Raw genomic sequence first — 15569 nt, 5'->3', positions numbered from 1 at the left:
TAATTAAGCCACGTGTGTTTTTGGCTTTTTATGATGAATCCGTGCTTCTGCTGCATCTAAACTTGGTACAGCAGCGGAGGGTAAAACTTCTTCTTGCTCGATTTGTTTGTTAATGCCTAAGTTTTGTGAAGCCTGTTGAGATTTTACTTTCACCACATCTGCACGTTTTCCTTTGGCAGGTGCCCACTCTAAAATGGGTAATGCACGTGCAACGGCAAGCGTGATGCGATCACGTAAAAATTCGCTGTGAATCGTGTATTCAGGTGTGAAATCACGATCTGTTGCATAAACACCAATCGGTAGAGTTTGTGCTTGGAAGAAGCTGAATAATGGACGCAGTTGATGCTCAAGCACTAAAGCATGACGGTCTGAACCACCCGATGCAGCAAGCAATACAGGTACATCGACCAATGCAGTTTGTTCAACAAAGTCAAAGAAATGTTTAAATAACCCAGTGAATGACGCACGGTAAACAGGGGTTCCAACAATCAGTGCATCGGCTGCTTCTACGGCTGCTAAATCTTCTTGTATACGTTGTGGGAGTTGGTGACGGTAAATTGCACCACCTAAGAGTTGCCCAATTTCACTAAATTTAATGAAATGTACATGGATGGGCGTTGCTTCACCTAATTCATCTAAAATGGCTTGGACTAAAGCTTCGGTTTTTGAAGGGTGATTTAAGCCACCTGATACAGCAACAATATTTAAGGGTTTCTGTTGAATAAATGACATGTCAATAACCTAAAAGCGTTTAATATCGGAATGACATTTATTAATCAACATTCAATATATTCTGTAAAATAAGCAAAAACAGATTGGTTATCAGATTTTTGGATATATGCTAAAAATTTATTTTGAGGTTTATTTTTATTCTTTAACTGCTTGATATATTTATTTAGTTTTAAAATATATAAGCAATTCTTTGCAAATGCTTAAATTTATATTTAAAAACGATAAAGAAATACAAAAAATGATAAATAACATAAAATGTGTAGGGATTTTATATTTAAAGCGACAAAATTATTAAAAATTCGTTATATTTAATTATCTTTAACAGCAATAGTACAGTTAGAATGAAAGACTGTGCTAGAGAGCTCTCACTTCGCTTATGAATATTTTAATCGTTGATGACCATCCACTGTTTCGCCATGCTTTAATTCAAGCGGTGCGTTATAGTTTACCCCAAGCTCAAATTCATGAAACTGCTGCAGTGAATGAATTTTATGAGCGTTTAGAGAATGGTCCTGAACCTGATTTAGTTCTGTTAGATTTAAATTTACCGGGTGCATCTGGGTTTTCTGCACTGGTGCATGTCCGTGCACAATATCCTTCATTGCCCATCATTGTCGTTTCTGCGCATGAAGAAGCTTCGATTATCCAACGTGCCATTGCACATGGTGCAATGGGTTACATTCCAAAATCAGCGCATCCAAGCCATATTGGTGAAGCGATTCGACAGGTGTTAGAAGGGGACATTTGGTTACCTCCAAATTTACCTGCAAATATGAGTTTTGATCCACGTGCAGCAGATGAGGCTGCCTTGGCTGAACGCATTCAATCTTTGACGCCGCAACAATTCCGTGTGTTGATGATGGTGGCAGAAGGTTTGCTGAATAAACAAATTGCTTATGAACTTGAAGTGTCTGAAGCGACAATTAAAGCGCATGTCACTGCAATTTTCCGTAAATTGGGCGTGCAAAATCGTACCCAAGCGGTATTGGCGATCAGTGCACTGAATATTGAAGAGAAAAAAGTGTAATTTATTGTGATGTTATAAAAATGGATGCTTTTAGCATCCATTTTTATTGAGCATTAGCGTTTGACTACGATTGAGTCAATACCGCTATGTTGTAAGGTCTGCTGTGCAATCACTGCTGCATTTTGAGAATCATAAGGACCAGAAATTACACGGTACCATGTTTGACCACCTTCGGTTGCTTTAACGACATCTGCTGATAGACCATTTAAAATGATTTCAGCACGGCGCGCATCGGCACTGTCAGGGTCAGGGTAACTACGTACTTGTAAAATATATTCAGGTTGTACAGGTGCAGGTGCTTGTTCAGAGCTATCTAAACCAACATTCACTTCCTCACTACTGCTTGGTGTTTCAGGTGCTTCCACGATCACAGGCTGTGTACTTGTTTGAGTTTCAGGCACAGCTTGCTCTGGAATTGGTGTTACCTGTTGGTTGGGCAAGAGGTCATAAAAACGGTAATCTTTATTGGTATCTTCTTGATAATGATCAGAAGTCACTTCATTACTACGTGTTTTTACAGGTGCCCACGGTTTCCAGAGCATCAGTGCGACACCAAAACTGAGGATAATTAATATAACGACAAGCATCCCTAACCATTTTGGAATCAATGGTTTTTTAGGTTTATTAGGTCGTTCAGACACGCCGCGTTGCGTTTTTCCAAACACGTGGAATTCCTCTTACTCAATAACAACGTTATATTTGACAACGTCTTTGAGTACCGACACGGTGGACGATACTCAATAGATTTCTACAGTATTTTAGCGATACCTTACATTGCCTCTGGTGCAGAAACACCGAGTAACTCTAGTCCATTATAGATGACTTGTTGAACATTTTTTGACAATAATAAACGAGCTTGTGTTAACTCGGCATCATCACCTAAAACTTTATGTTCGTTGTACCAACCATGGAATAAAGACGCTAATTCTTTTAAATAATTCCCCACTTGATGTGGTTCATAATTGTTCGCAGCACGAATCAAAATTTCAGGATAAGCTGCAAGTTTTGCAAGAATTTCTGTTTCTGCATCTAAGTCTAATTTTGCAGCAAATTGGCGTGCATTTACTGTATCAAAATTGATACCCGCTGCAGCCGCTTTTTCAAGCATACGGCAAATACGCGCATGTGCATATTGGATGTAATACACGGCATTGTCTTTACTTTGTGAAACAGCAAGATCTAAGTCAAAATCAATGTGTTGTTCAGATTTACGCATCACATAATAAAAACGTGCAGCATCATTGCCCACTTCTTTACGTAAGTCACGTAAAGTCACGAACTGACCTGAACGAGATGACATTTGTACCATCTCACCGCCACGCCATAAGCTCACAAATTGAACAAGTAATACGGTAAGTTTCTTCGAGTCATAGCCCATCGCATCAATTGCCGCTTTGACACGTGCAATATACCCGTGGTGATCTGAACCCCAAATATCGATAATATCGGTATAGCCACGTTGTAATTTGTTCAAGTGATATGCGATGTCAGAGGCAAAATATGTGGTTTGACCATTGCGGCGTTTGACGACACGGTCTTTTTCATCACCAAATTCAGTCGATTTAAACCAAATGTTGCCATCTTTTTCGTAAAGGAAGCCACGTTGGTCTAAAGTTTGTAATGCTTCATCAATTTTTTCAGTCAATGATGCTTCGCTGAACCATTTGTCAAAGGTCACACCAAACTCACCAAGGTCATCTTTAATGTCATCTAAAATGGCATGTAAAGCAGCTTGATGGAAAACACGATAGCCTTCGCCAATTAAGTTTTGCGAGTTATGAATTAAACCATCAATGTGTTTTTCTTTATCACCTGAAAGTACAACTTTGTTGCCATCAGCATCAAGTTCTGCTGCATATTGAACATCTTCAGGGACATCTTTGTATACCTCAGCGACAGGGCGAACGTACGCTTCACCATCTTTGTCGATAATGCTTTGCGCGATTTCTTTTACATAGTCGCCTTGGTAGGCATTTTTAGGGAAAACTAAAGTTTGACCTGTTAGCTCTAAATAACGCAAATAAGTTGAGGTTGCCAAAATGTCCATTTGACGACCTGCATCGTTGACATAATATTCACGGTCAACTTTTGCACCTGTTGCTTCAAGTAAGTTTGCAACGGTCATCCCATAAGCTGCACCGCGACCATGACCAACGTGAAGGCTTGAGGTTGGGTTTGCAGACACAAATTCAACTTGGATTTTCTTTGCTGCATTGGCTTGGGTTTTACCAAACTGATCTTTTTGTGCTTCGATACGATCAAGCACTGCAAAACGTTGGTCTGCATTTAAAAAGAAGTTAATAAAACCAGGACCTGCAATTTCAGCTTTACTAATATCTGCAACTTCTGGCAAATTTGCCAAGATTTTTTCTGCAAGATCACGAGGCTTCATACCTGCAACTTTCGCACCCATCATGGCAATATTTGACGCAAAATCCCCATGGCTTCGGTCTTTGGTTCGCGTTAAAACGCTGGTGTTGTTCCAGTCAGATGGAAGGGTCCCTTCAGCTTGTAGGGATTGCACTGCATGATCAAGAGCTGCTTGTATTGCCGTATTCATAATCGATCGAGAAATAAATGTTGCAGAAAAACAGCAAATATAGCAAATTTCCATGCTTTTAGGTAAAACCATTTGTATGCAAAGTACAAAAGAAGACAAATACGTTTGTTTAGTTTTTGATAAATACTGAAAAAGATTCAAAATCTTAATACTTTCAATTATTGTATGTGGTTTATATGTGTCAAAAGCGCGTTGTATGAATCAGAAAAAAGCCATGATTATTGGTAATATTCCGAAGTTACCTGCCAAATATGCTCCTTGGATTTTACCTTTATTATTATCAGGACTGATGAGTGGTATCATTTCGTTTATAAATACTGTCAAGAACTTGGGCTGGATCGAAAATTTATTCTCTATTTTCTTTTCTGCTTGGATGATGTCATGGATGTTTGCTTATCCTATCGTGTTGATCATATTGCCAATTGTAAGAAAACTAACCAGTTTATTTGTCGATATGTCACCAAATCAACCGCATAAATAAGCTGATCTGTTGTTTTTAAAGCTGTATTCCATGTCTAAATCTATCTCATATCACTATCAATTTAAGAAATACCCTAAATCGTAAAAAAAGGACTAATCTATAGCCCGAGATAGATGAAACTCGAGTGTTTGTTATCTGGATTTTCATCTAAATCTAAACATAATGAGATGGGACATGACCACAGAAAACTTGCAAGTAAAGAAACCGTTATATACCCCTTATGCAGGGAACACTCTCCTTGAGCTTCCGCTTTTAAATAAAGGCTCGGCCTTTACGGAAGAAGAGCGTAGCCAATTTAATTTATATGGCTTGATTCCACATGTGATCGAAACCATCGAAGAACAAAGTCAACGCTCATATCAACAATATTGCGACTTTAATGACGCTATCAATAAACATATTTATCTTAGAAATATTCAAGACACCAATGAAACCTTGTTTTATCACCTGATTGAAAATCATCTCAGTGAAATGATGCCAATCATCTATACACCAACCGTTGGTGAAGCATGTCAGCGTTTCTCGGATATTTATCGCCGTCATCGTGGGACATTTATTTCCTATCCAGACCGTGAACATATCGATGATATTTTGCATAATGTGAATAAGAAAAATGTGAAAGTGATTGTCATCACAGATGGTGAACGTATTTTGGGATTAGGCGATCAGGGCATTGGTGGCATGGGTATTCCAATCGGAAAATTATCGCTCTATACCGCATGTGGTGGCATCAGTCCTGCATATACATTACCGATTACTTTAGACGTGGGGACGAACAATCAACAATTGTTAAATGATCCAATTTATCTCGGTTGGAATCAGCCTCGAATCAGCGGCGAAGAATATTATCATTTTGTTGATGATGTGATTGCGGCGATCAAGCGTCGTTGGCCAAAAGCATTAATTCAATTTGAAGACTTTGCACAAAAAAATGCGATGCCTTTACTGGAAAAATATCGGAATCAAATTTGCTGTTTTAATGATGATATTCAAGGGACAGCAGCAGTGTCAGTAGGCAGTCTCATTGCTGCAAGTCGTGCGGCAGGCAAACAACTGAAAGACCAAAAAGTGGCATTTTTAGGTGCAGGTTCAGCAGGTTGTGGTATTGCAGAACAAATTGTTGCACAAATGGTGGCAGAAGGTCTGACCGATACCGAAGCACGTGCACGTGTCTTTATGGTCGACCGTTTTGGTTTAATCACTGAAAATCAGCCGAATCTGTTAGATTTCCAACGTAAATTGGCACAAAAGCCTGAGGAAGTCGCGCATTGGGGCAACGCAGAAGAAGTCATTTCATTACTTGATGTAGTTAAAAATGCTAAACCAACGGTTCTTATTGGGGTGTCGGGACAACCAGGATTATTCACGGAAGAAATTATCCGAACTTTAGCTGCCAATTGCGAGCATCCGATTGTTTTACCATTATCAAACCCGACCTCTCGTGTAGAGGCTGTGCCTGCTGATATTATCGAATGGACAGAAGGGCGAGCTTTAATCGCAACAGGTAGTCCATTTGCACCTGTGAATTATCAAGGTCAAATCTTTAATATTTCACAATGTAATAACTCATACATTTTCCCTGGTATAGGGCTGGGCGTTGTTGCAGTACAAGCAACACGTGTCACAGATAATATGTTAATGGCTTCAAGTAATGCTTTGGCAGATTGTTCACCAAAATTACAAGATATTCATGCTGACTTATTGCCTGATTTGAACGAGCTACAAAAAGTTTCTAAGATCATTGCTTTTAAAGTAGCAAAAGCAGCGATCGAAGATGGTGTTGCACCTGCGATTAGTGATGAGCAATTACAAGAAAATATTGAAGCAAACTTTTGGAAACCTGAGTATCGTCGTTATAAACGTATACCATTTTAAGTTGAATTTATTGTCTATTCACATAAGATGGAGTCTACATAGACTCCATTTTTTATATTTAAAATGCGTATAGCAAGCGATGTATATATGAGAAAAATAGTTTTAGCACTTGCCGTATGTTTGTCAGTTTCAAGCGTGTATGCACAAGAAAATATATGCGAAACACAGTGGCAAACTGAACAGAAAAAACCCATTCAAATCAAAAAGCTCAAACGTCAACATTGTGCTTTGATTTGGGAGGATGCCAAAGTCAGTGCGTTACTAAAAAAGATGGGGCTAAACCACAATAATGATCAATGGATGGCAACCGATGAGTGTGATGTGATCCAAGTGGGGCAGCAAAAATACACCTTGTATCAAGCTTATTATAAAAATGACTTGAGTAATTTGTACGTGCTTCGCGATTCAAACAATAATCTGTATGGATTTTTTAGAGATTTAGGCAAATATTCATTTGTAGAAGATAAATTTATTCCAACCCAAACAGCCAATCGACACGGCGTTGATTTGAAATGTGCAGCGTTAGGGAATAATTCAAAATTGCCGCATATTTTGATCCAAAATATTTTTCAACGTGGCATAGATTTAACACATTATTCTTTTGACGATAACAGTAAATAAATATAGACGCAGATTTAAAAAGACATGAAAAAATATTTAGTTGTGGTTTTACTGTTAAGTAGCGCACAGGTCTTTGCAGACAATATTTCGTGTGTGCAAAGTAGTCGTGACTTGATTTCTGAATTGTATCGGGATTATCCACCGCACTCAGACAAAGATATTGCAGGCGAGCCTCGACAGATTTTGCGTCATTATTTTGATGCCAATATGGTGCAACTTTTATTGCGTGAGCAAAAGTGTGCGGCAAAAATACAGGGTCAATGTCATTTAGATTTTAACATTTTGAGTAATGCACAGGATGTAGCTGATGATATTTCTATTCGTGTTTTGGACGCGACAGAGCATCGTGCACTACTTAAAGTTGGCGAACAATTCATTGATTTCAAAATGCGTATGGAGCAAAACTGTATGCGAATTCAGGACATTGAATATGAAGAAGCAGACAGTCTAAAACAAAGATTGAGTGGGAAATGAAAAAATTTAATAAAATTAGTATTGTCATTCTTGTGTTGCTGGAGTTGACAGTATGTCATGACCCATCACAAAAATAGGAGATGATCAAACTCAAATTACAGCTGCCGTTGAAGAAAAAGTAGAAGAAATTAACCGTTCATCCCAAGCATCATCCCAAGAAACACCCATGGATTCAAAAGAATTTTATGAAATGATGAATGTGGAAACATGGTTTGGATTTGATGAAAACTCGCCAGAGCCGATGTGTCATACAGTGAAATTTTATAAACTGAAACCTGACCAATGTGATATTTCTAAGCAGGCGTTTGGTTTGGAAAATGATGCAATTTATATTGAGAAAGCCTCCTCACGTATTTTTGCATATTCAACAGAGCAACAATGTATTGATGCATTGGAAGTACGAAATTCCAATGCACCTTAATCTTGATCCAGAAAATATTCTTCTTGCACAAGTCGATTATTGGCTTGCAAAATTATTCTATATCTAGAATTTCTTCGAGTATGTCTTCATTCGGGGCAAAGAAATAAGCGCCATCTACTGGGGTCACAAAGTGAAGTAAACGGTCATGAATGCCATCGCCACTTGTACCAAACATACGCACGAGCATTTTATCAATACGGGTTAAGTCTTTGGTATAGGCAATAAAGAATAAGCCTTGTTCACCCTGACCATCGCCATAGGGTAGAGAATGGCGCAGAATTTCCAGTTCTTCACCAGCATCGTCTTCAACCACTGTACGGGCAATGTGGGCGTTGTCAGGTTTAACATCATCATCAAGTTCAATACTTTCGAGCTTGGTACGTCCAATAACGTTTTCCTGCGCATCCACTTTTAAGCGTTTCCAGCTTTCAAGATTATGTACATAACGCTGTGCAAAGACAAAAGAGCCTTCAGCAAAAATACCTGCTTCTTCACCAAGTAATGCGACTTCGTCACGGTCATCAGGGAATTGTGGATTTTCAGTACCATCAATGAAACCTGTTAAATCACGGCCATCTAAATAGCGGAAACACACTCGTTCATCTAAAACTTCAACTTGGTCTTGGATGCCATCAAAAAATGATTGGCTCATTGCAAAACATAAATCTGCACGGGCTGAAGCAATATGAATCAGGACATCCGCAGGCACTACAGGCATGTTGAAAGAACCCTGAATCGGTTCAAGTTGTTTAAAACCTGTCGGAGTTTGAGAATAAAGCTGTGTCCAAAGTGCGGGACCAAATGCGACAGAGGTTTTGATTTCAGCTTCAGGATGCTGGGTGATTAAACGATCACGTGTGCTAAACAGCGCATTGAGTTGTTCTTTTAAAGCATCAATAGACAGATCTTTTAAATTTAAAACAATAAAGCGGGCATGATTTGACGGTAAAGGCAAAATTACAGATTGGGCTGTCATTACGAGATGGCTCCTTCATTTATTATTCATTCAATTTAACTATTGTGCATGATCATACACAGACTAGAAAGCGAAGCTTTATATTTTTTAACGATTAAATTAATCGAAAAGTATGGTATTAAAATCGTTATAATTACATTTCAAAAAATCTCCTGATATTTATTATGTCTTATCAAGTCTGGTTTGCTTATATGTTGGCGTGCTGGGTGATCAGTATTTCCCCTGGTGCGGGCGCAATTGCATCGATGTCGAGTGGTTTAAGCTATGGTTTTCGCCGTGGCTATTGGAATGCTTTAGGCTTACAACTGGCATTAATTGTCCAAATTGGCATTGTTGCAGCAGGGGTGGGGGTGTTATTTGCGACGACACCTTGGGCATTTTTATTGGTGAAATGGTTTGGAGTGTTGTACTTATTATATTTGGCATATTTACAATGGAATGCTCCCATTCAGTCGATCGATATTAAAACCGAAACTCAGCCTAAAACGATTCCTATGCTTATTCTACATGGTTTCTTGGTGAATATGAGTAATCCTAAAGCCATTGTGTTTTTACTCGCAGTCTTGCCACAATTTTTAGATTTGTCTAAACCACAGTGGATTCAATATGTGATTATGGCTGTCACCATGATTACGATTGATTTGATTGTGATGGCAGGTTATACAGGTTTAGCCGCTAAAGTACTACGATTATTGAAATCACCAAAACAACAAAAATATATGAATCGTACTTTTGCCATATTATTTAGTTGCGCCGCAGCTTTGTTGAGTTTGGTGCATCAGTGATGGAATACATTTTAAGCATTCTTTTTTAGAATGAGCTTATATTTATACGAAAAAACGTTGATTCATAATGATCTTATGTTTGAGTTGAGACATATACCGTAAAAAGCAAATCATTAAACAGACTATATTAAACTTTGGCAGTGAGTTTAATGATTTGAAACTCTCAGGTTTTAACAGATTTTTTTAACTTTTTGAATAATAAAGATCATGGCAAATACAATCGACATGGTTAAAACAATGCTTAAACCTGTGGAAATATTTAAACCCGCACTTGACCATAAACCGACAGTCACACCCATTTGAGCAATGATAAAAGCAGCAATGACCATTTGCTTTGGAGAGTGTGACACGAGACGTGCACTGAGTGCAGGAATAACCAACAATGCACCCATGAGTAAAGAACCCACAGCACGTAATGCTAAAACGGTAAATAATGCCAAAAGCAACATGAAAATTAGGCGTTGCCATTTTGCATTAACCCCTTCACTGACCGCAATATCAGGATCAATGGCAATTTGAATCTGTGCTTGCCAATAGTGAAACAACACAGCCAAAGCTGCGATGATAATACCAATAAATACAGGTAAATCAGACCATTCAATGGTGAGTAGGTCACCAAATAGATAACTCAATAATTCAGGTCGTAGGGCAGGTAAGTGCTGAATCAGCAACAAGCCTGAACAGAGTAAAGTTGCGGAGCACAGCGCAAGCAAAGCATCATTGGGTAAACGAGGATCGTGCAATACCCAAAGAATTGCCACTAATAAAATAGCGGTAAACGTTACACCAATCCATAAAGGCAGACTTAGCACTGCTGCAAGTGCCACCCCTAAGAGCGTGCCGTGTGCCATGGTATCGGCAAAAAAAGACATCCTGCGCCACAACATTAAACACCCCAAAGGTGCTGTTAGAAAAACCAAAAGTGTGCCCATAATCCATGCTGGTAATAGCAGTTGTAACCATTCCATCATGATCTAGGCTTCCGGTTCAGGGTGAATGTGGGGACGAGCATCATGTTCACAGGTTTTTGCAGAGTCACCGTGTGCACAATGATCATGATGGTGTTGATATGGGACACGATTTGTTCCGAAAATCGCTTGATACTCAGGATGTTGTTGAATATTTTCAGGTAAACCACTACAGCAAATATGTTTGTTTAAACACACGACCCGTTGTGTCCCTTGCATGACCCATTGTAAATCATGCGATACGATTAAAATCGAACAACCATAGCGTTCAGGCAAACTGCGCACATAATCATAGAGTTCAGCTTCAGACTGAATGTCTAAGCCTTGCATAGGTTCATCAAGCACTAAAACATCCGGTTGGCGTAATAACGCCCGTGCCAATAGCACACGTTGACGTTCGCCACCTGAAAGCTGCTGTACTTTTGAGTCTTTTAGTTTGGTAATGCCTGTATCTCGAATGATTTCGGTTTTAATGGTTTTGTCGCATTTTTCGAGATCAAGTAAATCTTTCACACGTAGTGGTAAACTATGCGAAGGATTGAATTTTTGTGGTACATATGCCAGTTTGAGTTTTTTAGGGCTAATGATTTTACCTGAGTTGGGCTTTACTATGCCCAATAGCACCTTAATCAGGGTTGATTTTCCTGCGCCATTGGGACCAATCAGCGTGACAATTTCTTTTTCATGTAAAGAAAAATCAACATTTTTTAAAATATCACGCTCATCAATCCGCACATTGATCTGTTGTAATTGCACAAGCGAAGCTGTGACTGGCTTTAAGCCTTGTTCGAGCACTGCTGACATAGTCCTGAAATCTCGATAATACTGTGGTGTGCTTTAAATCCATCTGAATCTGAGAGTTGATCAAGTTGCTCAATCAGACCTTTAGCAGAAGCCTCTTTCACCGTATGGCATTCAGAACAAATCAAAAAAGCCGCTTGGTGTCCTTCACGAGGGTGGCAACACGGAATATAGGCATTGATAGAGGTTAAACGGTGAATAAAACCCTTTTCTAATAAAAAGTCTAATGTTCTATACACTGTTGGTGGGGCAGCAGGGCGTTCAGATGAGCCTTTTAGTTTTGCTAATAAGTCATACGCACCCACGGGACCTGTCGAATTTAAGATGAGTTCTAGCACTTCTTTGCGTAGAGGTGTGAGACGAGCACCCGCAGCAGCACAAATATTTTCTGCTTCTATTAGACGAGTTTTGACATTTTGATGGTCATGGACGCCATGTAAAGTATCATGATGCTCGTGTGAACATAGGTTCATTGCACACCTCAAAAGACGTTTTTAGTAAAAGGACAATCACAAATAGTAACATGAAGCCTGATCATGTTACGAATGGCATAGGTTTTTTTTCATATTTGTTATATTATAACATTTAAGTAATTTTGGTAAATTTTTCCACATGAAACGCTTCTTTGCTTTCTGTGTCAGCGCATTATTTGCAGGTATGGCGTGGGCACAAGCACCTTTGGTGGTGTCAACACATCCTATTTATTTGATTTCAAAAAAAGTCATGCAAGGTATTGAAGAACCTGTACTGCTTTTAGATCATCAAAGTGGACATGATGTACAGCTAACGCCATTGAACCGGAAAACCATTAAAGAGGCATCTTTGGTGATTTGGTTGGGTAAAGCCCATGAAGCACCGCTCGAAAAAGCGTTGCAAGATAATGCCAATGCCATTTCTATTTTAGATTCGGGTATTATCCAAGCCTTGCCTTTAAGAAGTCCACGGGGCATTGCCTTAAAAGATACGGTCGATACCCATGTATGGCTTGATCCAAACAATGCTGTACGTATCGGTTTCTTTATTGCAGCTTTACGTTCACAACAACATCCTGAAAATAAAACAGCGTATTGGAATAATGCGAAAAAATTTGCCAATGAAATGCTTTTAGCATCACAAAAATATACAGGAGAGGGGGTAGCACGACCATATTGGGCATATCATGATGCTTATCAATATTTAGAACGTTCGCTTAACTTAAAATTTGCGGGTGCGATGACTGATGACCCACATGTTGCGCCCACGATTGCCCAAATTAAATACCTCAATGACCATCGACCAAGCAAAAAAGTCTGTTTACTTGCTGAAGCCAGTGCGAGCCCAAGTCAATATAAAAAATTGGGTGCAATTACATTTCAATCGGTTGATGAATCTTTAGCGAAACAACAAGATTTTGTGGTTGCATGGCAAACTTTAGCTGCACAAACACAAGCTTGCGTAGTTAATGCACGAAAATGATGCAAATATTAAGCAACAATTGTACAGATCAAAAGCAATTTAATCTGTGAAAAAAACACGACTAAGGTCGGGAAAAGATTGCATGTTCAGGGGTGTAACTCTATAATGCCTGCGATTAAAAACGATCATCAGCTAAACTTGTCAAGCATTTATGCTGTGAGTGGATAAAAAATGAGCCGAACTAGTCGCATGATTGACCGACGATTAGCGAAAGCTTTGGTCTATTTACAAGCATGTATGATTCCTGTTTCAGCCTTGATAGGGTGGGTCTTGAAAGACTCGACTGCGGCTTTGAGTGCAGCATTAGGTGCACTAATATGTTGGCTTGCTAGTTGTTATTTTTCTTGGCAGTCATTTCGAGCAGCAGGCGCGCGAGCATCGAAACAAGTTCTTTCGAACATGTATCGGGGCATGATGGGCAAATTTGCAATTGTGATCGTTGGATTCATTTTAATTTTAAGCAATGTCAAACCGTTATCCCCGGTCGCATTGTTTTGTGGTTTTATACTTGTACAAGCCATGACGTGGATTGCTCCTTTTTGGGCAACCCGTTTACAAAAATGAGTATAAGCACAGCAAAAATTGAAAAGTTTTTCAGGAATAGGCGAGATATCAAGCAGCACGCGATATTCGTTTTATTCTATTAGTTTTTTTACATTGACCAGGTGTGATTTATGGCTGCTGAAGAACATGCCCTTACTTCGACCGAGTATATCAAGCATCACTTGACCAATATGACCTATGGTAAAATGCCAGACGGTACATGGAAATTGGCTGAAAGTGGTGCTGAAGCTCAACAGATGGGGTTCACTGCTATTCACTTGGATTCAATGGGTTGGTCTATCGGACTTGGTTTAATTTTCTGTTTGTTGTTCTGGTGCGTAGCGAAAGCTGCAAACTCTGGTGTTCCTACCAAGTTCCAGTCTGCAATTGAAATGATTATTGAGTTTGTAGATTCAAGTGTTCGTGATACTTTCCACGGGAAGTCTCGTTTGATTGCACCGTTGGCACTAACCATTTTTGTGTGGATTTTCCTCATGAACTTAATGGACTTAGTACCAGTAGATTTCATTCCGCATCTCGCTACGCTTATTGGTAGCAACGTGTTTGGTATGGATCCACACAGTGTGTATTTCAAAATTGTACCTACTACAGATCCTAACATTACTCTTGGTATGTCTTTATCTGTATTTGCTCTCATTATTTTCTACAGTATTCGTGAAAAAGGTGTGAGTGGTTTTGTAGGTGAATTGGCACTGAATCCATTCAATCCTAAGAATCCAATCGCTAAAGCGCTTTTAATTCCATTTAACTTGCTTTTGGAATTGGTAACTTTCCTTGCACGTCCAATCTCTTTGGCTCTCCGACTTTTCGGTAACATGTATGCGGGTGAATTAATCTTCATTCTTATCGCATTATTACCGTTCTGGATCCAGTGGGCATTGTCTGTGCCATGGGCGATTTTCCATATTTTGATTATCACCCTGCAAGCATTTATTTTTATGATGCTCACCATCGTTTATCTAAGCATGGCAAGCGAAAAGCATTAATGGTATTACCTAACTATCAATCGGTGGTTAGGTACAGTTTTTTTAACTTAATTTGGTATAAAACCTAACCTCTGAGGAATTATCATGGAACTCACTTTAGGTCTAGTTGCAATTGCATCTGCTATCTTGATCGCTTTTGGTGCTTTAGGTACTGCGATTGGTTTTGGTCTTTTAGGCGGTCGCTTCCTTGAAGCTGTTGCTCGTCAACCAGAATTGGCTCCACAACTTCAAACTCGTATGTTCTTAATTGCGGGTCTTCTTGATGCTGTGCCTATGATCGGCGTTGGTATTGGTTTGTTCTTCATCTTCGCAAATCCATTTGTAGGTTAATCAGCTTAATTCCTAAATTAAACCATTGAGGAATTTGCAATGAATATCAACCTCACATTGATTGGCCAAGCGATTGCATTTGCGATTTTTGTCGCATTCTGCATGAAGTTTGTATGGCCACCACTAATCAATGCGATTAGTGAGCGTCAGCGTAAAATCGCTGATGGCTTAAATGCTGCTGAAAAAGCGAAAGCTGATCTTGCTGATGCGCAAGCACAAGTAAAGCAAGAAATTGATGCAGCAAAAGCACAAGCGGCTCAATTGATCGAACAAGCGAACCGTCGTGCGGCACAATTGGTCGAAGAAGCGCGTACCCAAGCATCTGCTGAAGGTGAGCGTATTCGTCAACAAGCGAAAGATGCTGTTGACCAAGACATCAATTCTGCTCGTGAAGAATTACGTCAACAAGTTGCTGCTCTTGCAGTTGCTGGTGCAGAAAAAATTCTGAACCAACAAGTTGACGCAGAAGCTCATAATGCCATGCTGAATCAGCTGGCTGCTAAACTTTAAGAG

The 15569-nt window shown here is 39.3% G+C and carries 19 protein-coding genes; 12 read left to right on the top strand and 7 right to left on the bottom strand.

What is annotated here, in order from left to right; genetic code table 11:
• Nucleotides 1–3: 3 nt before the first annotated feature.
• The gene (msuE, locus tag HUV91_RS12240; protein WP_174493522.1) at nucleotides 4–732 is read right to left on the bottom strand and encodes an FMN reductase; all 729 of its coding nucleotides are present in this window, start codon (nucleotides 730–732) and stop codon (nucleotides 4–6) included.
• Nucleotides 733–1108: 376 nt separating this feature from the next.
• Between msuE and HUV91_RS12235 the strand changes: the two genes are divergently transcribed.
• Nucleotides 1109–1759 (top strand): response regulator, encoded by a 651-nt coding sequence (locus tag HUV91_RS12235; protein WP_130074825.1) that lies wholly within the window; start codon nucleotides 1109–1111, stop codon nucleotides 1757–1759.
• Nucleotides 1760–1812: 53 nt separating this feature from the next.
• On the opposite strand, the gene HUV91_RS12230 is transcribed toward HUV91_RS12235, so the two are convergent.
• Nucleotides 1813–2424, bottom strand: coding sequence for an SPOR domain-containing protein (locus tag HUV91_RS12230; protein WP_130074824.1), 612 nt, complete (start codon nucleotides 2422–2424; stop codon nucleotides 1813–1815).
• A gap of 104 nt (nucleotides 2425–2528) precedes the next feature.
• Nucleotides 2529–4319 (bottom strand): arginine--tRNA ligase, encoded by a 1791-nt coding sequence (gene argS / locus HUV91_RS12225; protein ID WP_174493521.1) that lies wholly within the window; start codon nucleotides 4317–4319, stop codon nucleotides 2529–2531.
• A gap of 196 nt (nucleotides 4320–4515) precedes the next feature.
• Here argS and HUV91_RS12220 point away from each other — a divergent pair, with 196 nt between their 5' ends.
• The 5 genes from HUV91_RS12220 (at nucleotide 4516) to HUV91_RS12200 (ending at nucleotide 8191) form a co-directional block, all read left to right on the top strand.
• Entirely contained in the window at nucleotides 4516–4800 is a 285-nt protein-coding gene (locus HUV91_RS12220) for a DUF2798 domain-containing protein (RefSeq protein ID WP_130074822.1), read from the top strand.
• A 174-nt stretch (nucleotides 4801–4974) separates the two neighbouring features.
• The gene (locus HUV91_RS12215; protein ID WP_130074821.1) at nucleotides 4975–6675 is read left to right on the top strand and encodes an NAD-dependent malic enzyme; all 1701 of its coding nucleotides are present in this window, start codon (nucleotides 4975–4977) and stop codon (nucleotides 6673–6675) included.
• Nucleotides 6676–6762: 87 nt separating this feature from the next.
• Nucleotides 6763–7296 carry a hypothetical protein gene (locus HUV91_RS12210; RefSeq protein ID WP_174493520.1) on the top strand — a complete coding sequence of 178 codons (534 nt, stop codon included), beginning with the start codon at nucleotides 6763–6765 and terminating at the stop codon, nucleotides 7294–7296.
• Between the two features lie 24 nt (nucleotides 7297–7320).
• The gene (locus HUV91_RS12205) at nucleotides 7321–7770 is read left to right on the top strand and encodes a hypothetical protein (protein WP_174493519.1); all 450 of its coding nucleotides are present in this window, start codon (nucleotides 7321–7323) and stop codon (nucleotides 7768–7770) included.
• 166 nt (nucleotides 7771–7936) lie between these two features.
• Nucleotides 7937–8191, top strand: a complete 255-nt coding sequence (locus HUV91_RS12200; protein ID WP_130074818.1) for a hypothetical protein — start codon at nucleotides 7937–7939, stop codon at nucleotides 8189–8191.
• A 52-nt stretch (nucleotides 8192–8243) separates the two neighbouring features.
• On the opposite strand, the gene HUV91_RS12195 is transcribed toward HUV91_RS12200, so the two are convergent.
• Complete coding sequence (locus tag HUV91_RS12195) at nucleotides 8244–9167, bottom strand: Dyp-type peroxidase (protein WP_174493518.1); 924 nt, start codon at nucleotides 9165–9167, stop codon at nucleotides 8244–8246.
• Nucleotides 9168–9331: 164 nt separating this feature from the next.
• Between HUV91_RS12195 and HUV91_RS12190 the strand changes: the two genes are divergently transcribed.
• The gene (locus HUV91_RS12190) at nucleotides 9332–9952 is read left to right on the top strand and encodes a LysE family transporter (protein ID WP_174493517.1); all 621 of its coding nucleotides are present in this window, start codon (nucleotides 9332–9334) and stop codon (nucleotides 9950–9952) included.
• A gap of 170 nt (nucleotides 9953–10122) precedes the next feature.
• Here the strand turns inward: HUV91_RS12190 and znuB are convergent, their stop codons facing one another.
• From znuB to HUV91_RS12175, 3 genes are read right to left on the bottom strand one after another with little or no spacing between them, the layout of a single operon-like run.
• Nucleotides 10123–10923 (bottom strand): zinc ABC transporter permease subunit ZnuB, encoded by an 801-nt coding sequence (gene znuB, locus HUV91_RS12185; RefSeq protein ID WP_174493516.1) that lies wholly within the window; start codon nucleotides 10921–10923, stop codon nucleotides 10123–10125.
• Between the two features lie 3 nt (nucleotides 10924–10926).
• Nucleotides 10927–11724, bottom strand: coding sequence for a zinc ABC transporter ATP-binding protein ZnuC (znuC, locus tag HUV91_RS12180; RefSeq protein WP_174493515.1), 798 nt, complete (start codon nucleotides 11722–11724; stop codon nucleotides 10927–10929).
• Complete coding sequence (locus HUV91_RS12175) at nucleotides 11697–12194, bottom strand: transcriptional repressor (protein WP_130074813.1); 498 nt, start codon at nucleotides 12192–12194, stop codon at nucleotides 11697–11699. Before HUV91_RS12175 ends, znuC begins: the two co-directional genes overlap by 28 nt.
• 139 nt (nucleotides 12195–12333) lie before the next feature.
• Here HUV91_RS12175 and HUV91_RS12170 point away from each other — a divergent pair, with 139 nt between their 5' ends.
• The 5 genes from HUV91_RS12170 to HUV91_RS12150 all read left to right on the top strand — a co-directional run bounded on the left by HUV91_RS12170 (nucleotide 12334) and on the right by HUV91_RS12150 (nucleotide 15566).
• Entirely contained in the window at nucleotides 12334–13176 is an 843-nt protein-coding gene (locus HUV91_RS12170) for a metal ABC transporter solute-binding protein, Zn/Mn family (RefSeq protein WP_174493514.1), read from the top strand.
• A 171-nt stretch (nucleotides 13177–13347) separates the two neighbouring features.
• Nucleotides 13348–13740, top strand: a complete 393-nt coding sequence (locus tag HUV91_RS12165; RefSeq protein WP_111861471.1) for an ATP synthase subunit I — start codon at nucleotides 13348–13350, stop codon at nucleotides 13738–13740.
• A 110-nt stretch (nucleotides 13741–13850) separates the two neighbouring features.
• Nucleotides 13851–14726, top strand: coding sequence for a F0F1 ATP synthase subunit A (gene atpB, locus HUV91_RS12160; RefSeq protein ID WP_068975643.1), 876 nt, complete (start codon nucleotides 13851–13853; stop codon nucleotides 14724–14726).
• A gap of 84 nt (nucleotides 14727–14810) precedes the next feature.
• Nucleotides 14811–15056: a F0F1 ATP synthase subunit C gene (gene atpE / locus HUV91_RS12155; protein WP_000424060.1), complete on the top strand. Its 246-nt coding sequence runs from the start codon at nucleotides 14811–14813 to the stop codon at nucleotides 15054–15056.
• 39 nt (nucleotides 15057–15095) lie between these two features.
• Complete coding sequence (locus HUV91_RS12150) at nucleotides 15096–15566, top strand: F0F1 ATP synthase subunit B (protein WP_130074811.1); 471 nt, start codon at nucleotides 15096–15098, stop codon at nucleotides 15564–15566.
• The last annotated feature ends 3 nt before the right edge of the window (nucleotides 15567–15569 follow it).

It is taken from the genome of Acinetobacter sp. Marseille-Q1623, from assembly GCF_902809895.1.
GTDB lineage: Bacteria > Pseudomonadota > Gammaproteobacteria > Pseudomonadales > Moraxellaceae > Acinetobacter > Acinetobacter piscicola_A.
This window is presented reverse-complemented; position numbering and strand designations above follow the sequence as displayed.